At 33.1% G+C, this 22,455-nt stretch carries 18 protein-coding genes and 4 pseudogenes; 12 read left to right on the top strand and 10 right to left on the bottom strand.

The genetic code is table 11. The features are described 5' to 3' along the window. Nucleotides 1-1,286: 1,286 nt before the first annotated feature. Nucleotides 1,287-1,475 (top strand): annotated as a pseudogene (locus tag QSG86_RS00645) (IS3 family transposase); the annotation flags it as partial. A 250-nt stretch (nt 1,476-1,725) separates the two neighbouring features. Here the strand turns inward: QSG86_RS00645 and QSG86_RS00640 are convergent. The 3 genes from QSG86_RS00640 to QSG86_RS00630 all read right to left on the bottom strand — a co-directional run bounded on the left by QSG86_RS00640 (nt 1,726) and on the right by QSG86_RS00630 (nt 4,225). Continuing rightward, the gene (locus QSG86_RS00640) at nt 1,726-3,066 is read right to left on the bottom strand and encodes an ATP-binding protein (RefSeq protein WP_317032812.1); all 1,341 of its coding nucleotides are present in this window, start codon (nt 3,064-3,066) and stop codon (nt 1,726-1,728) included. Between the two features lie 18 nt (nt 3,067-3,084). Next, on the bottom strand, nt 3,085-3,942 hold the full coding sequence (locus QSG86_RS00635) for an aKG-HExxH-type peptide beta-hydroxylase (RefSeq protein ID WP_317032813.1): 858 nt from the start codon (nt 3,940-3,942) through the stop codon (nt 3,085-3,087). Between the two features lie 67 nt (nt 3,943-4,009). Beyond that, nucleotides 4,010-4,225: a hypothetical protein gene (locus QSG86_RS00630; RefSeq protein ID WP_317032814.1), complete on the bottom strand. Its 216-nt coding sequence runs from the start codon at nt 4,223-4,225 to the stop codon at nt 4,010-4,012. Nucleotides 4,226-4,617: 392 nt separating this feature from the next. Between QSG86_RS00630 and QSG86_RS16625 the strand changes: the two are divergent. Continuing rightward, nucleotides 4,618-5,621 (top strand): annotated as a pseudogene (locus QSG86_RS16625) (transposase). Here QSG86_RS16625 and QSG86_RS00620 read toward each other — a convergent pair. Both QSG86_RS00620 and QSG86_RS00615 read right to left on the bottom strand, forming a co-directional pair. After that, nucleotides 5,582-5,830 (bottom strand): hypothetical protein, encoded by a 249-nt coding sequence (locus QSG86_RS00620; protein WP_317032816.1) that lies wholly within the window; start codon nt 5,828-5,830, stop codon nt 5,582-5,584. The pseudogene QSG86_RS16625 and the gene QSG86_RS00620 overlap by 40 nt on opposite strands. Nucleotides 5,831-6,129: 299 nt before the next feature. Beyond that, nucleotides 6,130-6,378, bottom strand: a complete 249-nt coding sequence (locus tag QSG86_RS00615) for a transposase (protein WP_317032817.1) — start codon at nt 6,376-6,378, stop codon at nt 6,130-6,132. A 114-nt stretch (nt 6,379-6,492) separates the two neighbouring features. Between QSG86_RS00615 and QSG86_RS00610 the strand changes: the two genes are divergently transcribed. Beyond that, entirely contained in the window at nt 6,493-7,737 is a 1,245-nt protein-coding gene (locus QSG86_RS00610; RefSeq protein ID WP_317032818.1) for a transposase, read from the top strand. A 98-nt stretch (nt 7,738-7,835) separates the two neighbouring features. Here the strand turns inward: QSG86_RS00610 and QSG86_RS00605 are convergent, their stop codons facing one another. Together QSG86_RS00605 and QSG86_RS00600 are read right to left on the bottom strand one after the other, a co-directional pair. Further along, entirely contained in the window at nt 7,836-8,738 is a 903-nt protein-coding gene (locus tag QSG86_RS00605) for a ParB/RepB/Spo0J family partition protein (RefSeq protein ID WP_317032819.1), read from the bottom strand. Between the two features lie 17 nt (nt 8,739-8,755). After that, on the bottom strand, nt 8,756-9,541 hold the full coding sequence (locus QSG86_RS00600) for a ParA family protein (protein ID WP_317032820.1): 786 nt from the start codon (nt 9,539-9,541) through the stop codon (nt 8,756-8,758). Between the two features lie 280 nt (nt 9,542-9,821). On the opposite strand from QSG86_RS00600, the gene QSG86_RS00595 reads away from it, so the two are divergent. Both QSG86_RS00595 and QSG86_RS00590 read left to right on the top strand, forming a co-directional pair. After that, nucleotides 9,822-11,624, top strand: coding sequence for a hypothetical protein (locus tag QSG86_RS00595; RefSeq protein WP_317032821.1), 1,803 nt, complete (start codon nt 9,822-9,824; stop codon nt 11,622-11,624). A 24-nt stretch (nt 11,625-11,648) separates the two neighbouring features. Next, complete coding sequence (locus QSG86_RS00590) at nt 11,649-12,377, top strand: hypothetical protein (RefSeq protein ID WP_317032822.1); 729 nt, start codon at nt 11,649-11,651, stop codon at nt 12,375-12,377. A 258-nt stretch (nt 12,378-12,635) separates the two neighbouring features. On the opposite strand, the gene QSG86_RS00585 is transcribed toward QSG86_RS00590, so the two are convergent. Next, nucleotides 12,636-12,929: a hypothetical protein gene (locus QSG86_RS00585; RefSeq protein WP_317032823.1), complete on the bottom strand. Its 294-nt coding sequence runs from the start codon at nt 12,927-12,929 to the stop codon at nt 12,636-12,638. A gap of 420 nt (nt 12,930-13,349) precedes the next feature. Continuing rightward, complete coding sequence (locus QSG86_RS00580) at nt 13,350-13,964, bottom strand: TetR/AcrR family transcriptional regulator (protein WP_317032824.1); 615 nt, start codon at nt 13,962-13,964, stop codon at nt 13,350-13,352. A 587-nt stretch (nt 13,965-14,551) separates the two neighbouring features. Between QSG86_RS00580 and QSG86_RS00575 the strand changes: the two genes are divergently transcribed. From QSG86_RS00575 to QSG86_RS00555, 5 genes are all read left to right on the top strand, one after another. Then, entirely contained in the window at nt 14,552-16,333 is a 1,782-nt protein-coding gene (locus tag QSG86_RS00575) for an acyl-CoA dehydrogenase C-terminal domain-containing protein (RefSeq protein WP_317032825.1), read from the top strand. A gap of 87 nt (nt 16,334-16,420) precedes the next feature. Further along, nucleotides 16,421-17,596, top strand: a complete 1,176-nt coding sequence (locus tag QSG86_RS00570) for a thiolase family protein (RefSeq protein WP_317032849.1) — start codon at nt 16,421-16,423, stop codon at nt 17,594-17,596. Nucleotides 17,597-17,625: 29 nt separating this feature from the next. After that, nucleotides 17,626-19,122 (top strand): succinate CoA transferase, encoded by a 1,497-nt coding sequence (locus tag QSG86_RS00565; protein ID WP_317032826.1) that lies wholly within the window; start codon nt 17,626-17,628, stop codon nt 19,120-19,122. Between the two features lie 139 nt (nt 19,123-19,261). Further along, entirely contained in the window at nt 19,262-19,435 is a 174-nt protein-coding gene (locus QSG86_RS00560) for a zinc ribbon domain-containing protein (RefSeq protein WP_317032827.1), read from the top strand. A gap of 189 nt (nt 19,436-19,624) precedes the next feature. Then, nucleotides 19,625-19,912, top strand: coding sequence for a GMC family oxidoreductase (locus QSG86_RS00555; RefSeq protein ID WP_317032828.1), 288 nt, complete (start codon nt 19,625-19,627; stop codon nt 19,910-19,912). A 101-nt stretch (nt 19,913-20,013) separates the two neighbouring features. On the opposite strand, the pseudogene tnpA reads toward QSG86_RS00555, so the two are convergent. Beyond that, nucleotides 20,014-20,418: pseudogene (gene tnpA / locus QSG86_RS00550) on the bottom strand (IS200/IS605 family transposase). On the opposite strand from tnpA, the pseudogene QSG86_RS00545 reads away from it, so the two are divergent. Beyond that, nucleotides 20,417-21,223, top strand: a pseudogene (locus QSG86_RS00545) (RNA-guided endonuclease InsQ/TnpB family protein); the annotation flags it as partial. The pseudogenes tnpA and QSG86_RS00545 overlap by 2 nt on opposite strands. 238 nt (nt 21,224-21,461) lie before the next feature. Further along, a complete protein-coding gene (locus QSG86_RS00540) occupies nt 21,462-22,448 on the top strand; it encodes an IS110 family transposase (protein ID WP_317032829.1) in 987 nt (328 codons plus the stop codon). Nucleotides 22,449-22,455: the final 7 nt, after the last annotated feature.

Raw genomic sequence — 22,455 nt, 5'->3', positions numbered from 1 at the left:
AGTTACTGTGATAAATAAATGAAATATTAAGATAAATAATTTGAAAAAAAAGTTATCCACAATGCAAGCAAGCATAAATGACAAAGTTTCCACCTTTAAATCAAAAAAACACAAGTTATCAACAGTATAATATATTGTTTTTTAATATTTTTTATTCATATATTCGCTATTTTTTTTAAAGCCGTGACAAATCTTCCACCATAGTGACAAACCTTCCACTTTTCGGTGACAAGCCTTCCACTTTTCGGTGACAAGCCTTCCACTTTTCAGTGACAAACCTTCCACTTTTCGGTGACAAGCCTTCCACTTTTCAGTGACAAGCCTTCCACTTTTAAAAGCCTAAAACACTGATTTTAAATTAAAAAAAAACGTCTAATTATAATTAACTAAGTATATTAATTAATACTAATTATAATTAGCTAGCTAAATTTAATTTTTATTTTTTTAAATTTGAATAGATTTAAAGTACGATTTTGAAGCTGATTAAATTTTAGATCGAAAGAGTCCCATTCAATTGGATTGTCAAGACTAGATAAGTACTGATTTATCAATCTATACCCATTATTCGCATTTAAAGCGCGAATTAGACACGTTTCAAGATAGGAATAGGGGATCATGCATCATTATGCTAAAATTAATTTAACGCGATTTGGTGGTAATTTAAAGCGATTGGCTAATATTTAATCTTGTTTAGATTCAAAATCACAAAGTTTGATGATAAATTATTTTCAGATAGCAATACCCTAACTATTTTCAAAGAATTCAAGCGATGGATTATAAAAGTAACAGTATTTAGCTGACTTACTAACAAACTTTACTTGCCTTTAGCTTGCTCTGATAACCCTTACAATATCCTTTTTTCACATACAAACCCATATTTTAGCGCTAATATGTTGTGAGATATATTTAAACCACATTCAACATACTCAATATTCACTGTTAGATAGTTCAAATTACTATGAAAATCAAAACTTATACTGATATTTTGCTATCTTTTAATTGATTTTATAAATTTTTTAATAATAAATACAAAGTTTAGCAGAAAACTCTATATAAATTAAAAGACTTTTTAAATTATATAAAACATTAATATTACATTTATTTTTCATTATCTTAATACTACGACATACTTTTATAAGTCTGTCATAGTTTAATAAAACTGAAGACTAAATTAGATGCTATTGGATACCGAAATTGATCCATAAATAAGGACTTGTTTCTAAGCAGCGCAAGAAGCATAAGTATCAAATAGATATACTTGAAACGACTGTTGTTGCAAACACTTAATGTATGATCAACTCAGTGATGGGCGTAGTTATCGTGTTCACAACATCATTGATGATTATAATCGTGAGTCTTTAGAGATCGCTGTTGACTTCTTTTTACCTGCACAACGTGTACTTAGAGATTTAGATCAATTGATTATATGGCATGGAAAACCCAAACGTATTCGTTCCGATAATGCACCAGAGTGGACTGCTCCCAGTATCCTAGACACGAGACAGCCTCATTTTAAACAATAATAAATGCTTAGAGCTTTTATTTTTAACTTCAATTAATAATGGGGGTATTACCATGGCGCTTAGCTCTAAAGGTTTATTAGTTAATAACCCTAATCTTGTTTAAGCTAATGATTCTCTAATTTGAATTATTGGCTTAAACAAGATTAGGGTTAATTACATTCTTAAATAACTCAAATAAAAAATAAGTAATGTTTGTCTTTATCTAGTGTCGTACTTCCACTATCACTTTATTTAAACTTAAAGAATCTAATAAGTTATTAATTTCAATTTTCTTATTTTTATCTAGATTGGCATCCCATTCATCTAGTAGTAAATATTTAATATTATTATTTTTAACTAAATTTATTATTTTATTTATTTTTTGACCTGTTGATAGTTTTTCTAAATCTAAATCCTCAGACCATAATAGATTATTTAAATTAGTTGGTACTAATATTGCATCATCACCAATTTTATCTTTTAGTTCATGAAGGAATGTACTTTTACCTGATCCATTTCCTCCTCTAATAGTGAATCTTCCGAGTGTTTGACTTATTAAGTAATTGAATCTATCATCGTTATTTTTGAGTAACTCATCATTGATTTTTATATTTTTAATTAATGAGTTTTTATCAATTATATTAGTTTCATTTAAATCAAATAAAATTTTCAATCTACCTATTATTGATGGTATTTCAATGAAAGAGCTTAAGACAGAATTTAGAGAGCTTAAGACTGCATAAATTCTTGTAATATTTACTATTATAGCAGCCATAACAGCTGATTTAATTTCATTAGATGTTAGTGTGATAAAAATTAAATAGCTAGTAGGAAGTATAGCTATCATTGCTAATACTAAGCTAATGGATTGTCTTGTTAATTGTGCTTTTAGCGTTGAATTATAGTAAGATTCTCCATATTTTTTTGATTTTTTAAACCATGTGTTTTTGTTTATACTATTTTGTATTGCATAGTTATCTGGGAATTTATTAAGAAAATTTCCGTACTCTATCATATTAAACTCAACATCATAATTTATTTTTTCAATAATTTTCCTTGTCATTATTATTAATATAAAACTAATAATAAAACTTAAAAAATAACCAATAAAAATTTCTTTAGGTAAAATTATAAAAAATATAATAAGACTTAAAAAGCTATTTAGAAATAGTGTTAAAAAATCATGTAGGAAAAATAAAGTTGAAGTTACTATACTGAAGGAGTTTCTCGATATTAGTGATCCTATTCTTTCACTTTGGACTTTTCTCTTTAAGTCAAATGGACTTAATGAGTTATTTTTATATACATAATTTAAATATTCTTGATGAGAATAATTAACCCATTTTTGTAAAAAAACAAATGAAATTAATCCGGGAAAATATGGAAAAATCATACAAAATAAATATAATAATAAATTTTTTGAAAAACTAACATGATTTTGAAAATCATTAATTACGTTAGTTAGAAAAATAACTGATAAGGCAATTACGGATTGGTGAAGTAAAACTAAGATTAGTGATATAATAGAAAATTTGGTTCCAAAAAAAATTTTATATTTTTCCATAATACCTTACCATTTTTATTAAGTTATTTTTTTTAAATTCGATTCAACATTTTCTAATAGATCGTATGATCTTTGAGATAAAGCCTTAGGAAATTTTTTTCCCACTGTTTTTATTGAGTTAATTGATTGTTTTATTTGATTTAATAAAATTTCAGTTGGAGGATGGATCTTGGGTTGTTGTGGATGACCGATCACTTTTTCTCTAAATAAGATAATTTCCATAGAAACTATAATACTATGTAACACTTTATCTAAAGGTCTATTTGTAAGCAATACCGCAGATGTTGCCCATGTAGACTCATCCGAAATAATATGATAATCGTAATGACCATATCTATGTTCGTCTATAAAAATACAGTTATGCGTAAGTTCATGAATAAAAAATTCTGCTACATCTTTAGTAGATAATTTTTCTTTTAAATTTGCCCATATTGTACCAACCGCTGTTGATGAAGAACCTCCTGCAGCAACTTCAGATGGAAATAAGAAAATATTAGTAATCATAAAATTAAGTAAAGAATAATATTCATCATGTACTTCAGCTAAAAAAGTTAATGCTTCTTTCAACTGCTCTTTTTTTTCTTCAATATTTTCAATAGGTTTTAATGTGATATTGTTTTTTTGATCAAAATCATCTAAAACACCGGATCCACCGTTGAAGTCTTTAGAAATTCTAAAAGCTTTATCGAATGATGTAAGAATTAATCCATCATCGTTATCTTCTATTTTTCTTTTTTGAAGCGTTTCGAGGTATGAATAGTACAGTTCTTTTAATTCTGAACTATTTGTAATTTTTTTGATATTATCTGGATATTTTCTCGTAACTAAACAGATAATATTTTCCATTTGTTCCTGAAAGCTAGTTTGAATCAACATTTGCTATCTCCTATCCTTAGATTAAAAGAGTTAGGTAATATGATAATTACCTAACTCTTATATCGAGCTAAATTACTTTTTCAGAAGTCATATCCTCGTAAGCAATCATACGTAGAGGAATGACTGGAGGTTGAATAATATAGTTTGGGCAATAAGCTAGATGAGGAGTAACACCCAAAGCACCTTGCTCAGTCCATTCAATAATTTTATCTTCGCTTAAATTAACAATAATATTGTTAATTACACTATCTATATTATTGTTTTTAATTGATTTATTAATCATATTTTATTTCCTTTAATAGATTAAATTTTAACAAATGGTAAATATTTACAAATAGTAAACATTTACAAATGGTAAACATTTGCTTATTTAAAAATACAGATTTGAAAATTCCTTTACGTTATCAATTGTTAATTTATTCTTAACAATCTGTTTGTAGTTATTTAAAAACTATTTATCTTATCTCGTTGTTTATTATGGTTAATAAACGAGCAATATTTATATTTATTTATTTTATTAGTTTAATAAAAGTAACAATATTTACATAAATCAAACAATATATAATATTTAATTAACTGATGTTACGCACTAGATTCAAAAAGTCCTATAATTCATGACATGAATAAAGATTTGTTAGACTTCTATACTGATTTTTGATTTGTTCAACTTAATAAATAACAGCTAAACAATTATCACGGATGCTTGATAGTGGCGTGAGTCACGATCAAATCACTCGCTTTTTATCAAATCAAACATTCACCAGTAAAGATTTATGGAAACTTGTTAAACCTACTCTCAGACAAGTTTAAGCCGATGAGGGTGTTTTAATTTTTGATGACACCATTATCGAAAAACAATGGACGGATGAAAATGACATTATTTGTTATCATTTTGACCATAGTACAGGTAGATCTGTTAAAGGCATTATCCTCCTCAATTTAATTTATCATCACAACAGTATTTCATTACCTTTAAGCTTTGAAATTATTGAAAAACCAGTGTGTTACTGTGATTTAAAAACAAAGCAAATTAAATGAGAAAGTTTGATTACAAAGAATGAAATGCTACATCAAATGTTCTTGCAGATGCTTGTTAGTTCAGTGAAGTTTAAATATGTTCTGTTTGACTCATGGTTTAGTTCTAAAGAAACTTTTGAACTGATTCGTAAGAAAAGACATCACTTTATAGGTGCATTAAAGAGTAATTATCTTGTTGCATTGAGTGCAAAAGATAGAAGAGATGGTTATTTCCATAAAGTAAGAGACCTTGCATTAAAAGATGGTGAATTTGTACATGGTTAGCTAAAAGGATATTTGCATGAAGTCCTGATTTGTCGGCAAGTTTTTACAAACAAAGACGGAAGTATAGGTTCATTAGATTTAGTATGCAGTGATTTATCCCTAGATGGAAATGATATTATCCGTATTTATCAAAAACGATGGAATATTGAGGTTTATCATAAATCACTGAAGTCTATGCGAGCATAGCAAAATCACCTACCAGAAAGGTTAGAACTTAAAGTAATCATTTGTTTTTATCAATTTGTAGTGTATTGAAACTTGAACAATTAAAACTTAATCATCAAATGAATCATTTTGCTTTGAAAGCGAAGCTTTATCTAAAATCTTTGAAAGCAGCCTATTCTGAAATTTCCAGTTTTAAAATGGCTACTGCGTAACATCCTGTTGTTGCTGCATAACTCATAACTTCTCGATCACAGCAGTCTAAACTGAAGACAACCCTTACTTTTTCACCATTCCAACATTTGATTTCAAAGCCATCTGAACTCCACCTTTTATTTGACTCCGAAACAATGACTTTGCCCTCATGTGTACGATTATTTTGAAGTCGTTTAGGTCGAGTGAGAAGTAAATCATTCTGTTTCATGATGCGGTAACACTTCTATAGCCATTACTAGGGTGTTGGTCACAGATGTCTCGAATTATAAGCAATAGAGTGCACTCCATTTTGTTATATCTCGAACGAGAGGTCGGTTTAGGCTGCTTTAAGCGACGATAACGATTCGATCTCGCTACACCGAGTGTCAGCGCTATTTGTGTGTCGGGTATCATCTGGTGGTAATAAGGGCATATGCGATATGTACTTTTTTATCTGAGCAATCTCTAAAGCATCTTTGAGAATTTCTGCTTCGACGGTCTTTCGACCAAGCATTTGCTCAAGCTGTTTTACTTTTTTAATAGTGCATTGTAGTTTGAAACACTGACGACTTGATCATTGGCTTCCACGGCAGTTACTCCACCATCTTGCATAAGTTTCTTCCATTTAAACAGTAAACTTGGGGCAATACCATACTGTCTAGCAACAGAAGAAACGGATGATCCAGGTTGCATGGTCATAGCAACAAACTGTGCTTTTTGTTGACCTGTATAACGTCTACGACGTTGAGCCGATGTAATAACTTCAATACGTTCCATAAGACACTCCTTAACTCTAGTTCTATGCCTAGATCTTAATTTTGAGTGTCCGTTTTAATTGGGGGTTAATACACTCGTTTAGGAAGACGATACGAGAATCTCGTAAAACTGAATATGAACCCACTCGCATCTTTAGCGCCAGCAATAAAAGATATTGCATCTGCTCAGAAAACTAGCTTTGCTACAACCCAAGCAACATGGCGATTTCTGAATAATGAGCGTGTTTCTTTTAAGCAACTTAATCAGCCGATTGAGTCTTTGGCGATCAATGAACTCAAACGATCAAATCATGCCTTTGCTTTGGTTGCTCATAATTGGTCACAACTACAATATGTAAAACATAATCATAAAGAGAATCGATTTGAAAGAACACATGCTCATGACTTAAGTTATGAATTACAAAGCAGTTTATTGATCAATGCTGAAGATGGTATGCCCATAGCACCTATAGCGCAAACACTTACAGATGCTAAAGGTTGCTATTCCACCTTTTCAGAGCATTATAATTCTAAAGAAAAACATTTAGATTCATTAATGGAACAAATTGAGCATATTGAATCTCAGATGTTAGGGAAAAAACTTGTCCACATAATCGATCATCAAGGTGATTCAGTTGCTCATCTTCGGTTTATGCAACAACAGGATTATTTATATCTTATTCGAGGAAAAGAAGGTCATTTAGTTGAATATCAAGGGAAAAACTATAAAGTTCGTGAAGTTTCAGATCAGATGGTATTAAGTTCAGCACAAAAAGTTAACTATAAAGGACGAACAGAACAGCTATATGTGGGTGAAGCTGAAATTAAGATTACAAGAAATGCTAAACCTAAAAAAATAGATACAAACGGTAAAAGAATACCACCTCAAAAAGGTATTCCTTTAGATGTACGTTTGATCATTGCAGAAGTTCGAGACATCGATGGAAAAACACTTGCGCGCTGGACATTATTGAGCAATGTGCCTAGTGAAATAAAAATGTTTGAACTTGCTCAGTGGTATTATTGGCGTTGGAACATTGAAAGCTTCTTTAAACTGTTAAAACAGGCAGGTTATGATGTTGAATCATGGCTACAAACAACACCACAAGCCATCTTAAGACGTCTACTTATTTCCTGTATGGCCTGTGTTTTAACATGGCGAATTCAACGTAATAATGATGAGCAAAATACGAAAGTTAGAGTATTTTTAACGAGGATATCAGGAAGACAACAAAAGCGAGGTCGACGAGAAAGTGCACCTGCAATATTGGCAGGACTCTCGATCTTATTGAATACTCTTCAATTGCTATCAGAATATTCAATAGATGACTTAAAAAGTATGGCTGAAATTGCTTTGGGGTATCCATACAATGATGTGTAGATACCTATGCCTTTAAAGAGGGGGTTTTACGCTTAATTTGAGAAAAGATTGAGTAGTGGCAATTACCATATTTTAAGCTGGTGAAGATGTTGATATCATTACTTTTTATGTAATATTTTTTTTAAAACTTGATCAAGTTCATATAAGTCTTGATCACTAAATTCATCTATTTTTAACGAAACCTTTAATAGATTATGATCAAATTTAATATGGCCTGTTACCTTATTCTTATATTCAATAGGATGTATTATTAAATTTTTTATAGGTTGTTGTGTCTCTTCTGCCCTTAAAATTTTCTCAGCCATCAGTGCTAATTTAGTCTGTTCCACTTCTTTGCTTAATAGTCTTTTCCATGCGATTAACAGTGCTTTTTTAGCATGACTGTAATTACTTTGATGATCAGAAAGAAATTTTTTGACTGCCGTTGCTGCTGTACGAGATAGCAATGCAGGCTGTATTTCGAGGTCACGAATTAATTCAGGAGGTAATTTGCTAAATGATAGATATTTATACATATCTTCGCGATTCATACCCAATGATTTAGCAAGTTTCTGTTTGTTCTTTTTTAATTTTTCATCTAGAGAACTCAGTCCAATATAAATTTCATAGTCTGTTAAGTCTTCTCGTTTTAAGTTTTCTGCTAACGTTAATAGTGCTACATCCTCATCTGAAGCATCAATAATGATCACCTCAATGGTATTTTTTTTGAGGAACTGGTGTGCTTTTAAGCGTCGCTCACCTGCAATCAGTTCATATTTATCCTGAATACGTCTAACAGCAATAGGCTGTAATAAGCCTATTTCTTCAATTGATATTGCTAAATCTTCAATATCTTGTTGATTAAATATTTTTCGAGGTTGATTTGGGCTTGGTTGAATATCAATGATTTGTACATTACGACGTAATTCTTTGATATCACTCATATGCTCTTTTTGAGCTTGTTGATGTTTTTGGGTATTTTGCTGAAGACGTTGTGCTAACAATTCTTTGGTACTTGCCATATTATATTCTACCTACTTTATTCAACGCGACTAACAATCTCTTTGGCTAACTCTTGAAATGCTTTACGAACTTTAGCATTTTTGTCTACAACATTTAATGGTTGTTGTAAAATTGCAGCTTGATTCACTTTAGTGCTTAATGGAATGGTTGTTGTTAATAAAGAACCTACTTGATTTAATGCTTCTTCTCTAATTAACTTACACACATTTTGACGTTCATCATGCTTAATTAATAAGGCTCCTAACAGTACTATTTCTGGATTAATTCTGCGAATTTTAGTTAAATGATTAATTAAATCAGTCACACCATATAAACCATACTGAGACCCTGACTCAATTGGAATAATAACATGAGTCGCTGCAGCTAAAGCATTACTGGTTAAGATTTTTAAACTGGGCGGACAATCAATTAAAATAAAATCGTACAATCCTTCTAATAATGCTAATTGACGATCTAACTCTTCAGAAGGCCTTGGTGATTCATCTTTAAGTTTATCTTCAGTTTTACCAAGATTCAGTGATCCATAAATGAGTGAAACATTTTTGAAATTGGTTTCTTCTTGTAGTGCCTCAGATAAAAGATTTAAATCACCGATTAATAATTCAGCAGAGGTTGTTTCCATTTCGCTAGGATGCTGTAAACCGATATGTAAACTTGCATTGGCTTGAGGATCTAAGTCTATGACTAATACTTTATAATCTAATGCTGCCAGTTCTGAGGCTAAATGAACGACAGTAGTGGTTTTACCACATCCACCTTTATGATTTGCTACTGCAAGAATTTTAGTTGACTTATTTGTCATAAATAAACCTCATTTTAATGCTACTAATATAAATAAAATTGTAGCAACTTGCTACATTTTCATCATTTTAACGATATATATGTATAAATATATTTTAGCTACATTTATAATACGCTGATGTTATTTCTAAGAAACCTTAATAGGTTCTACTGACGTTTCATCAATTTTAACTTTGTTTTGATGATGAAATATATTTAAATGATCATCTTATAAATTTCATATTTTACAGTTCTAAGGGACTATTCGATATTGATTCTTTACTTTATGAATGAGATAAGTCGTGAGCTTTGATTCTAAATTAAATATATATATATATTTGGCAATTTTAATTGCAATATTGCTTATTATTTGTATTATCGCTCAAATTATTATCATTAAAAAAATTTTATATATAAATCAGAGTACTTTAGCCACATCATCACAAAAAACACCCAGTACGATGAAAGAAACTTCCACTTTAGCGATAAGTGATTCTAATATCGTGATTCTCGATGGTCCATTTGATATGAAAAATTACTACCATGATGCGGTACAAGCATTTTTATTTAATCAGCTTGAGAATGGGCTAAAGACAGATCATCTGGATAGTTCATTAAAAGCTCAGATACCACCATTACAGATGGAAAATAATATTATACTTAATGATTTATCTAAAAAAATCATCAGAATTGATCATCAAATACCGCGTATAGCACATTTTTCTGTGCAACATACGAAAGCGAAATTACAAGACTCAGTCGCTGGAAGATTTATAGCACAAAAAGATACAGTTGTGGAAACCGAAAATTATATTGTGGTACCTATCACAGAGTCTTATCCAGATCATCCTAGAACATCTATCGATTTAGTCGAATCAGCGAGTGAACAGCCTCTAGAATCAATTAACACCATAGCATCACCTGTTACAGAGTCTTATCCAGATCATCTGGTAACATCTATCGATTTAGTCGAATCAGCGAATGAACAGCCTCTAGAATCAGTTAACGCCATAGTATCGCCTGTTACAGAGTCTGATCCAGATCATCTAGTAACATCTATCGATTTAGTCGAATCAGCGAATGAACAGCCTCTAGAATCAGTTAACGCCATAGTATCGCCTGTTACAGAGTCTGATACAGATCATCTGGTAACATCTATCGATTTAGTCGAATCAGCGAATGAACAGCCTCTAGAATCAGTTAACGCCATAGTATCGCCTGTTACAGAGTCTGATCCAGATCATCTGGGAACATCTATCGATTTAGTCGAATCAGCGAGTAAACAGCCTCTAGAATCAGTTAACACCATAGCATCACCTGTTACAGAGTCTTATTCAGATAATAAGCCAGTATCTATAGACCTTATTAAATCTACGCCCATAGAGCTTCAACAACAAAGCATGATAGCGGAAGATTTAGCTGAATCTTCCGAAGTAGATCATGATATAAAAAATATTATGACGGCAACACAAAAATCTATAACGTCATCTGTAGTAGATAACATTGCATCAACTATGAGTTTAAAACCATGTATATCTTTATCACAACAACTTGAAAATGAAACGCTCGCTATTGAAAAAAAATTACCTCAAGTATCATCAGTGTTAAATCATCAAATGAAATCAACTGATTCAGATCTCTTGACGACTTCTTTAGCAAATGATCATTTATCTGTGATACCTGAATCAGCGTTTAAAATTGCTTTTGCGACATCAATGAAATCACAAGATACATTTAACTCATCTCAAGGGCAAACTAATGAAGAAGATTATGAACATTTGTTAATTAGACCGATAGATTTAAATTTTTCGAATGCTCAATCGTCATCGGATATTATTCAGGACGCTGATCGTCATGAAAAAAATTTAATTCAACCCACAAATTGTGTTGAGCAAGTCGCATTTGTCCGTCAAAAAGATGTGGCTATTGACTTGACTAAATTATCCAATGAAGAAAAAATATCCGATTTAGATTCTAAAAATCTTAAAGATCAAGTGTTAAAAGAAGATAAAACTGAAAAATCTGATCATTTAAATACAGATAAAGAATTAAATGTTAAAAAAATCTTGGACACATATCAGAAACTTACTAATATGTATAAATAATTACTTATATTTTAAAGGTCATTTATGAGTTTATCTAAAACTTCAATTCATATTGTTACGCAGGCAAAAGGTGGGGTAGGAAAATCATTTATTTCGAGATTACTGATCCAATACTTACGTGAACATATGAATGTTTTCTCTTTTGATGCAGATCCACTCAATGATGGGCTAGTGTCATTTAAGGGATTAAATGCACAAAAACTAGAGCTTAAAATGATTAATGGCAATTTAGACTCTCGTGCTTATTTTGATCCTCTATTTGAAACGATTTTATTAAATGATTGTTGTTTTTTAATTGATAGTGGCGCAAGTACACATATCAATTTTATTAATTATATTAAAGGGAGTGATATTTTAAATCTCTTTAAAGAAAATAATCGAGAAATATATTTCCATGTACCGCTTGCTGGTAATATCGATTTCCATGATTGTTATAAAGAGTTATTAAAGTTAGCAAGACTTTTTCCAAATAATAAGTTTATTATTTGGCAAAATGAATTTCATGGTGCATTAGACCAAGATTTTCATCAGGATGAAAATTTTAAGGTACTCTCCAATATTATTGGTGAAGTTAAATTAAATGATTTGCAATCATCTCCATTACTCTATGACTTAGAATTGATGAATAAGAAAAAATTTATCTTTAGTGAAGTCGATATGGATCAACAATACTTTGGTGCGATCATTAAACGTCGCTTGGAGTTATATAAAAAATCTATTTATAGTCAATTAGATAAAGTTTTTAATATGTAATTTTATTGCTTTGATTAAGTGACTGATATATTTTTATTTATTGAGCCGTAATTGATTGTTTAAACAACAAAATTTTACGGCTATAAAGAATCTATTTTTATAATAATATGGCTAAATATCATTTTAATCTTTGAGATCAAGCAAATTGCAATAGAACAATATAAAAACACACAATAGATATGATTTTCCAAAAATCCACTTAAGTGAATACAAAAGTGGGTTAAATATGTGAAGTAATTTATATATTAAACCATGATTTTATTTATATTTTTTGACAATATTTTTATAGCTATTGAGTACCTCATCAAGTGGTTGTGGTGAAAGATTGCTACTCTTCTCTTCAATATTTTGCTCAATATCGTCTACACCAGCATCTGTTTCTGTATGGTTATTGATAATTTCTAACCGGTTGACAGTGTGCTCTGCGATACTTTCCTCACAAAAAAAGTGATAACTGGTTTTTTTCCACATATATGGTTTAAAAAAATAGAGTAATTCACTATTTTTTATCAAATCTAAATTAATAGATAAATTTTGATTTATTGGTTTCATTTTATTTGCATACCAAGCGATTTTATTTAAACTATTCTATAATAAAAAATTATAATTGTCTTGATGTTAGAGTAATGCATCTTTATGGAATAAAAAAATTAAATTATTTTTTATTTAGCTATTTTTTAGTTTTTTCACCGATTAAATGTTGATTATTCAATTGAACTTAAAACGATAAGTGATCCTAGTCAAAGTAGTGACCGTGGGGTTTATGTCGAGTGCTTAATGCTGCTATTCATATTCTCAAAGTATGTAGACAAAAAATTAATGGCTGCTTAAAGCAGCCATTATGCTGATCAATGACATTATTACAGTCTATAGCGTTGAGTTTATCCTAAGTGTAATCATCATTGGTTTTTAAAGAAAGCTCGATAAGCTATGATTGTTTCATCATTAATCAGATCAATAATAACGAACAGACTAAAGTTTTTCGACAGTGGTAATTTTATCTGGAGTCATTAAGGCTTGATTTATATATAATTTTATTAATCTTTCGCGTGATCCAATTGATTTCTGATAATGGGTTGAATTGAGTAATAAGGATGCACCATAAGTTACGGTCCAGATATAAGATAAGTAATCTCTAATTGACATTGCACTATCGAGTGATTTTAAATATTCACTGGTCATATCTCTAATTTCAATAATACGTTCTTCTCTAATTTTATAGAGTTCTTCGAAAATTTCTTTAAGCTTCCGCTCATTGTTGGTTAAACGTTCTTCAATAACATGCAGCAAAATCGTTCGGTTTGAATTGAGCATATTATAGAGCATATATTGTGATACGTAGGTTTTAATATCATTATTATATTTTTTAGAAATTTCTAATAGCCGCTTTTCATTGACAATAATCAATTCTAAATATAATTGGTTTTTACTTTTAAAATGTTTGTAGATTGTTCCCTTTGCAATATCGAGTTCACTGGCCAATTCTCCTAAAGTAATATCTTGATTATTATCGAGTAATAAAATTTCAGCCATTGATAAAATTTGCTCTTTGCGCAATAGAAAATTTTGTTGGCGTATTGAACTCATAGTTTTTGTTCCATAAACATCGGAAAAACCTAATGACGAATATCGTCGAGAATTAAGTTTATCCTATTCCACAATCATATTGACTATACACCGAAACAGTCATAACTAAACAGCATTTTTAGATCGTGTTAAGTATATTCTGTATTCATGTGAAACATAATTTGTCAAGAAAGTTGAACTGAAGAGGTCAATAATGGGAAATAAAATTCCAATTTTAAAATTTTAAATGTATTGTTTTTACGTTCGAACAACAAAAATCTGCTGAGTGAAATTTGAAAACGACTGTTCTTTATCTACTGCTTCAACCCATCTGATATTAGGTTTTATTATGTCTATATCAACGTCATTATCTCTCTTAAAGTCTAAAAATATTCAATATAGTTATGCTGTTTTTAAGCAGTTCTATCGTGTAAAACCATATTTTAGATGATGTTGGAAAATTTAAGATAGGTCGTTATCGAATCAGCATTGATTGAAAGAATTTAATCTTAATGGTGTAAAACAAATCAATTTTGTCTTATGCCCATATATCTTAGTTAAAAACACTTTGCTCACCTGATGTGACAAAGAAAGGAAAGGAAAACACCATGCCAATTTATAATGCACCACTTAAAGATATGGAATTTATCCTTAATGATGTTTTTCAAGCAGAAACATTCTGGCAAGGCAATCAGGATCTTGCACATCTTGATATGGCAACGGCAAATGCAATTTTAGAAGAAATGGCTAAGTTCGCAAAGAATGTGATTCTTGATTTAAATCGTAGTGCAGATGAGTCTGGTGGTGCAGAATTTCATCAAGGTACAGTCACAACACCAGCAGGATTTAAAGAGGCATTTCGTCAATTTGCTGAAGGTGGATGGATTGGCTTAGGTGCAAATGAGGAATGGGGTGGTCAAGGCATGCCAAAAATGCTGACTGTTCTTGCAGATGAAATGATTTGGAGTACCAATCCTTCATTCATGCTATATCCTTTGTTAACTGTTGGTGCAGGCATGGCACTCAATGATCGTGCATCTCAACAGCAAAAAGAAACTTACTTACCTAAAATGTATACTGGTGAATGGTCAGGAACCATGTGTTTAACTGAACCACAGGCAGGTACCGATTTAGGAATCATTAAAACCAAAGCTGAACCAAATGCCGATGGATCATTTAATATTACTGGAACAAAAATCTTCATCACGAGTGGTGAACATGATTTATCTGAAAATATTATTCATCTGGTTTTGGCTAAAACACCAAATGCACCAGCAGGTTCACGTGGTATTTCACTCTTTATCGTACCGAAATTTTTGGTAAATGATGATGGTTCTTTAGGGGAACGAAATACGGTTTATGCAGGTTCTATTGAACATAAAATGGGAATTAAAGGCTCTGCAACTTGCGTAATGAATTTTGATGCTGCAAAAGGTTATATGGTCGGTCAAGAAAATGAAGGCTTGGCTGGTATGTTTGTAATGATGAACTATGAACGTTTATCGATGGGGATTCAAGGTATTGGTGCATCTGAGTATGCTTATCAAAACGCAGCTCAATATGCGACAGATCGTTTGCAAGGTCGTGCAGCGACTGGTGCAGAATCGCCAGAAAAGCCTGCTGATTCAATTTTAGTTCATGCAGATGTACGTCGTATGTTACTGAATGTTCGTGCCAATAACGAAGCATCACGTGCATTTGCCGTTTATGTGGGACAGCAACTGGATATTACAAAATATGCCACAGATGCAGAGCTTGTCCGTAAAGCGAATAACCGTGTTGCATTACTTACACCAATTGCTAAAGCCTATCTTACCGATACCGCTCTACAAGCGACTTTAGATGCACAGATGTGTTTTGGTGGTCATGGTTATATTCGTGAATGGGGAATGGAACAATGTATTCGAGATTTACGTATTGCACAAATTTATGAAGGGACAAATGGGGTACAGGCAATAGATTTAATTGGTCGAAAAACCATTAAGTGTCAAGGTGCTTTTATTGCAGAATATCTTGAAGAAATTCGTGAATTTGTAAATACTTTATCGGATAGTTTAACGATTAAAGCAACTACATTAATGGTATGTGATGAACTTGAAGCGTTAACTCAATTTATTATTGAGCAGGCAAAGCAAGATGCAAACTTAAGTAGTGCCGTTGCTGTTGATTATTTACATGCTGTTGGTTTACTTAGCTTTAGCTATATGTTTGCTCGAATTAGCCAAGCAGCGCAGTCAAAACCTGAACCATTCTTTCAAAATAAATTGATTTTAGGACAATATTTTATCAACAAAGTATTGGCAGATTTAGCTGCACGTAAACAACGTATTTATACCGGTGCACAATCAGTAATGCAATTATCTGAAGCGTATTTTACTGCTCAAGCTTAATTTACATATTGAATTGTTAACATAAATGGAACAACCCTAAGTGATAATAAATATGCTTAGGGTCTATAACACATAAAATAGGATGCTATAAAAATGATCGTAATTATTGATGCTGTTCGTACTGCCATGGGTGGTTTCCAAGGTTCACTTTCTTCTTGCCGTGCACCTGATTTAGGTGCTGCAGCAATTCAAGCTGTTGTTGAACGTGCTAAATTACAACCGACAGATATTGATGAAGTCATTATGGGCTGTGTATTACCAGCAGGTTTAAAACAAGGCCCTGCGCGTCAGGCAATGCGTCAAGCGGGATTACCTGATTCAACCGCAGCAACTACAATCAATAAAATTTGTGGTTCTGGAATGAAAGCAGTGATGCAAGCTGCAGATGCGATTAAAGCGGGTTCTGCAGAAATTATTGTCGCAGGTGGGATGGAATCGATGTCGAATGCACCTTACCTTTTAGAAAAAGCCCGTGCTGGCTATCGTATGGGACATGGCAAACTGGTCGATCATATGTTCCAAGAAGGTTTGGAAGATGCAGATACCGGATTATCTATGGGAATTTTGGCACAAGAAATGGCTGATAAAAAAGCCTATAGTCGTGAACAGCAAGATGCTTTTGCCATTGAATCATTAAGACGAGCAGTGAGTGCAATTGAGCAAGGTTGTTTTAAAGCAGAAATTGTTCCTATATCGATGACAACACGTCGAGGCGAGGTGACGGTCGATACTGATGAGCAACCTCTAAGTGCTAAACCAGAAAAAATTCCAACGTTACGTCCAGCATTTAAAAAAGATGGCACCATTACCGCAGCCAATGCCAGCTCAATTTCTGATGGTGCATCAGCACTATTAATTACTTCTACAGCAATTGCACAACAACGTGGCTTAGTACCACTGGCAAATATTGTGGCCTATGCATCGCATTCACAGCATCCATCTGAGTTTACCATTGCACCGATTGGTGCCATAGAAAAAGTATTGCAAAAGGCGGGCTGGTCTGCTGAAGAAGTTGATCTTTGGGAAATTAATGAAGCTTTTGCCATGGTTACGATGGCAGCAATTGATGGTTTTAACTTGGATGATAAAAAAGTTAATATTCACGGTGGTGCGTGTGCATTAGGACATCCTTTAGGCTCATCTGGTTCACGTATTATTGTGACTTTGCTACATGCTTTAAAACGTACAGGAGGTAAAAAAGGAATCGCAGCATTATGTATTGGTGGTGGTGAAGCAACAGCGATAGCGGTTGAACTTGTTTAATTCCTTTTTGAAATTTTGAGACTTATATTATGAATGATTTAGACCGCATTCGTTTACATTCTTTACGTGATAAAGTGGTATCGGCAGAACAAGCAATTACATTAATTCAAGATGGTGCAGTTGTTGGTTTAAGTGGTTTTGGGGGAGCAGGTGAAGCCAAAACAATACCATTGACTTTAGCGAATCATGCTGTTAATCATCCATTACGCATTACCTTGGTGACTGGCGCGAGTTTAGGTAATCGCATTGATGGTCGCTTAAATGAAGCAGGTGCAATTATACGTCGTTATCCTTACCAAGCAGATCCAGGATTAAGAAAATCGATTAATGCTGGTGAAGTTATGTATATTGATCAGCACTTATCTGAAATGGCCGATAATATTCGTCATCATAATTTACCTCAAATTAATGTTGCAGTAATTGCTGCAACAGCAATTACTGAAGACGGACTGATTATTCCAACCGGATCATGTGGTAATTCAGCCAATTTTATTGAAATGGCAGATCAGGTAATTATTGAAATTGACAATACTATTAATCCTATATTAGAGGGCGTACATGATATTTATATACCACAAAAGCGTCCGCATCGTGGCCCTATCCCTTTAGTTAAAGCTAGTGATCGTATTGGGACTATTGGTATTCCAGTAGATCCAGATAAAATTTCAGCCATTGTCTTTAATGATATTCCAGATAGTGCATTTGCTATGGATGAGCCAGATGCAGAAACGTTAGCAATTGCACAGCATTTGATTCAATTTTTTGAAGCAGAAGTTGCTGCTGGACGATTGCCTGAAAATTTAGGACCACTACAATCAGGTGTTGGATCAATTGCCAATGCAGTATTTTCTGGTTTCGAACATTCTAATTTTCATGATTTAGAAATGTATTCGGAAGTTTTACAAGATTGTACTTTCCAGTTAATTGATTCGGGGAAAATGAAATTTGCTTCAGGCAGTTCAATGACCTTAACAGATCCATGTTTTGCGCGTGTAATGAATAACTTTGATCAATATAAAGATAAAATTATGCTGCGCCCTCAGGAGATTTCAAATACACCTGAACTTATTCGTCGCTTAGGTATTATTGCGATTAATACAGCGTTGGAGTTTGATATCTACGGTAATGTAAATTCAACTCATGTTGCTGGCACGAAAATGATGAATGGTATTGGCGGTTCTGGTGATTTTACACGTCATGCTCATATTGCAATTTTTGTGACCAAATCTATTGCTAAGGGGGGAGCTATTTCATCTGTCGTCCCAATGGTCAGTCATACGGATCATACTGATCATGATGTTGATGTTTTAGTGACGGAGCAAGGTCTGGCAGATTTACGTGGTCTAGCACCTCGTGAACGCGCTCTCAAAGTGATCGAGCTATGTGCACATCCGAGTTATAAAGCTGAATTGCTCAGCTATTTTAACCGTGCTTGCCAACAGGGTGGGCAAACACCACATATTTTAAAAGAAGCATTATCATGGCATGCTAATTTTGAAGATACTGGCCGTATGAAAAGTGCGTAATTGTTAAAAGATGAATCAGTTTTTTGTGTAGCAAATTGCTACAGTTTATCTGATATTAAGTCAATTAAAGATTGGGCGATATAAACTGCACCCTGAAAGTTGGATGCTTTTAGTCTAATTTTCAGGGTGCAGTTCATTTGTGCCCAGTTCTAAAGTGTGTTCGCATTGTGGTTACACAGCCGAGAAAATGCCCTTACCTATTCGTTGGTGGACATGTAAAGATTGTGACACGGTACATGACAGAGATGTCAATGCAGCCGTGAATATCCGCAACTTTGCATTAGCCGATGTACTGGGACGCAGTACGGTATAAAGAGTTCCTACATTGCGATATTTGTCGGTGCAAGTGCAATGTCGAAAGGTACAGATTCTAAATATGTACAGATCGTAAAGACTCCCCCACTATAACGGCTTGCCGTTTAGTGGTGGGAGTAGGTCAAAAGGGTGAGTTTATGCAACGCAATTTGGACTGGATTTATTAGCACAACCAGGATTAAAGACCTTGGTTGCAGAAGTTTTTGCCCCTGATCAGCAGATTGAGCGTAATGATTGGCACAAACTTGAAAAAATTGTCCGTGAGACTTGTAAAACGACATATCATCCCGTTGGAACATGTCGTATGGGACAAAGTCCATATAATTCAGTGGTAGATACTCACTTAAAAGTACATGGCATTAAAAAGTTAAGAGTAATTGATTGTTCAGTATTTCCGACATTACCAAGTGCTAATACCAATGCTCCAACAGTTGCTATTGCTGAAAAAGCAGTTGATATGCTCATGAACGATTGATAACCTGTTTACCTGCTTCTAGATTATCCGCCTAAGGTTTCTGTCTACCAGTGAAAGAAGACTCCACCCGACAGTCAGGGTGGAGGTAAATTTCAGGTATTTCAGCCCTGCTGATTTTGAATATATTGTTTGATTATTTTCAAAGGCGCACCACCACAACTTGAAGCAAAGTAACTTGGCGATCATAAAGAGCCACCCCAGAGTTTGTTTTTAATTTCAAGAAATTCTTTTCTAATATGGCGACTAGATACACCTTTTAAGCTATTCACCAAATTTGAAACAGCAACTTTTGGAGGGTAGTTAATTAGCAAGTGAACATGATCATCTTCACCATTAAATTCAATTAATTCAGCTTCAAAATCAGCACACACTTTCTCAAACATGCTTTTCATGGCGTTAAGCATATCTTTGGTGAAAACATTTTTTCGATACTTGGTTACAAAGACCAAGTGAACGTGCATATTAAAAACACAATGACGACCTGATCTTATTTCTTGATTTTCCATAATAGACCAATTAGCATCTGAGGTAAATTTTGTTTGGAACTATGTGAATGATTTGAGTTTTAAACACCTAAAAAGAACAGATCAATTCTTCTCAGCCTACGATATTGACAAATACACAAAAGGCACATCAAAAGAATGTGGTTTGCACAGTCAAACCATTCAGGCTATTTCTGCTGAATTAGTCACTCGTAGAAAGCAATTTAAAAAAGCAAAGCTGAATTGGCGTGTTAGTAACAAGAAGTCAGCAAGAAGATCACTTGGATGGATACCATTCAAGAAAGTAGGAATAAAATATGCTGATGGATATGTTGAGTATAACAAGCAAAAAATCAAAATATGGGATAGCTACGGCTTAAGCAAATACAGCGTTAAAACAGGCTCATTTGTTGAGGACAGTCGTGGGCGTTGGTACGTGTGCCTTGTTGTTGATTCACCTAAACAAGATAAACCAAGTGCAACTGCAGCTAAATCAATTGGTATTGATCTAGGCTTAAAGGATGTTGCTACCTGTTCTGATGGTACAGTGATTTCAAACCCTAAATTCTATCGAAAATATGAGCAGAAATTAGGTCTTGCTCAACGAACAAAGAATAAAAAACGTGTACGTGCATTACACGCCAAAATTGCAAATTGTCGTAAAGACCATTTGCATAAAGCAAGCACAAAGCTTGTTAAAGAAAATGCACTCATTGTTGTTGGCAACCTGAGTGCTAAAAAACTTGTAAAAACTAAAATGGCTAAATCTGTTTTAGATACAGGGTTTTCAGCATTCAAAACAATGCTCAAGTATAAATGCGAGAACGCCCTTGCGTAGCAGTGCTACTTGTATCTTGATTGATATAGTGATTAGCTACCACTATACGCAAATTGTAGAGTTTGGAGTGCTGCTAAAATCTTAAATTTGAACCTGAGATAAAACCTACAATTTGCCCTTATCCCTCATACAACTCTGAACGGTAACTAAGCACTTTGATGCTGTATTCACAAGGTAAGATGATGGTTAATGGGATAAAAATCATAGCTTAAACTCAAGGAATATCACTATGATTATGCTAGGTATTGATGTCAGTAAAACCAAAATAGATTGTTGCATTTTCCCTCAAGGTTTGACTGGAAAAAGAAAAAATAAAATATTTACTAATACAGAAAGTGGCTTTGGCAGTCTGCTCAAATGGCTCATCACTCTTAAAATTGAACCTGATCAAGTGACAGCAATCATGGAAGCGACTTCGGTTTATCATGAGAATTTGGGATATTATCTATATGATGCAGGTGTAAAGGTTTGTGTGGCTAATCCTTCACGAGTAAGAGCCTTTGCCAAAGGCATGTCCATGCTAAATAAAACGGATAAAGCTGATAGTGAAGCTCTTTCACGTTATGGTTACACCGCAAAGTTAATCATATGGCAGCCTGAACCTGAAAATGTCAGATTATTAAAAGCTTTACTAGGCAGACGAGATATCTATCTAGGTAGTCTATTGCAGGAAAAGAATCGACTTGAAAAGGCGCAGTCCACTCATACCTCCGTTGTTGTGATTAAATTATTTGAAGAGAATATTGAGTATTTAAATCAGCAACTTGAACATATTGATAAGTTAATAAATAATCACATAGATCAAGATCCAACATTGAAACAGGATTTGAAATTACTGCAAACTATTCCTTCAATCGGTGAACGATCAGGCTTATTACTGTTGGGGTTATTTCATTCGCACAAGTTTGAAAAAGCAAGTCAAGCTGCTGCATATGTAGGTTTGGTTCCAGTACATCAGTTGTCTGGCAGTTCAGTCAACAAGCAAAGTCACTTATCAAAAGCAGGTGACAGTAAAATACGCTCAGTATTGTATATGTCGGCATTAACAGCGATTAAATATAATCCACACATTGAAGCTTTATATCAACGATTATTAAGCCAGGGTAAAAATAAAATGTGTGCTTTAGGTGCTGCAATGCGCAAGCTTATACATCTGTGTTATGGCGTTTTAAAACATCAGACTGCCTATCAAAGAGATTATTTAGTGGTCGAATAATCTCAAA

This window comes from Acinetobacter sp. SAAs474 (assembly GCF_032823475.1).
Lineage (GTDB): Bacteria > Pseudomonadota > Gammaproteobacteria > Pseudomonadales > Moraxellaceae > Acinetobacter.
The sequence above is the reverse complement of the archived record's forward strand: the minus strand, read 5'-3'. Positions and strand labels throughout refer to the sequence as shown.

Bases quoted from the DNA above. Each gene is read 5' to 3' on its own strand.
- QSG86_RS00620 (WP_317032816.1), bottom strand. From the start codon at position 5,830: ATGAAACAGAATGATTTACTTCTCACTCGACCTAAACGACTTCAAAAT.
- QSG86_RS00600 (WP_317032820.1), bottom strand. From the start codon at position 9,541: ATGACAAATAAGTCAACTAAAATTCTTGCAGTAGCAAATCATAAAGGT.
- QSG86_RS00640 (WP_317032812.1), bottom strand. From the start codon at position 3,066: ATGGAAAAATATAAAATTTTTTTTGGAACCAAATTTTCTATTATATCA.
- QSG86_RS00575 (WP_317032825.1), top strand. From the start codon at position 14,552: ATGCCAATTTATAATGCACCACTTAAAGATATGGAATTTATCCTTAAT.
- QSG86_RS00540 (WP_317032829.1), top strand. From the start codon at position 21,462: ATGATTATGCTAGGTATTGATGTCAGTAAAACCAAAATAGATTGTTGC.
- QSG86_RS00610 (WP_317032818.1), top strand. From the start codon at position 6,493: ATGAACCCACTCGCATCTTTAGCGCCAGCAATAAAAGATATTGCATCT.
- QSG86_RS00630 (WP_317032814.1), bottom strand. From the start codon at position 4,225: ATGATTAATAAATCAATTAAAAACAATAATATAGATAGTGTAATTAAC.
- QSG86_RS00565 (WP_317032826.1), top strand. From the start codon at position 17,626: ATGAATGATTTAGACCGCATTCGTTTACATTCTTTACGTGATAAAGTG.
- QSG86_RS00615 (WP_317032817.1), bottom strand. From the start codon at position 6,378: ATGGAACGTATTGAAGTTATTACATCGGCTCAACGTCGTAGACGTTAT.
- QSG86_RS00585 (WP_317032823.1), bottom strand. From the start codon at position 12,929: ATGAAACCAATAAATCAAAATTTATCTATTAATTTAGATTTGATAAAA.
- QSG86_RS00605 (WP_317032819.1), bottom strand. From the start codon at position 8,738: ATGGCAAGTACCAAAGAATTGTTAGCACAACGTCTTCAGCAAAATACC.
- QSG86_RS00590 (WP_317032822.1), top strand. From the start codon at position 11,649: ATGAGTTTATCTAAAACTTCAATTCATATTGTTACGCAGGCAAAAGGT.
- QSG86_RS00580 (WP_317032824.1), bottom strand. From the start codon at position 13,964: ATGAGTTCAATACGCCAACAAAATTTTCTATTGCGCAAAGAGCAAATT.
- QSG86_RS00635 (WP_317032813.1), bottom strand. From the start codon at position 3,942: ATGTTGATTCAAACTAGCTTTCAGGAACAAATGGAAAATATTATCTGT.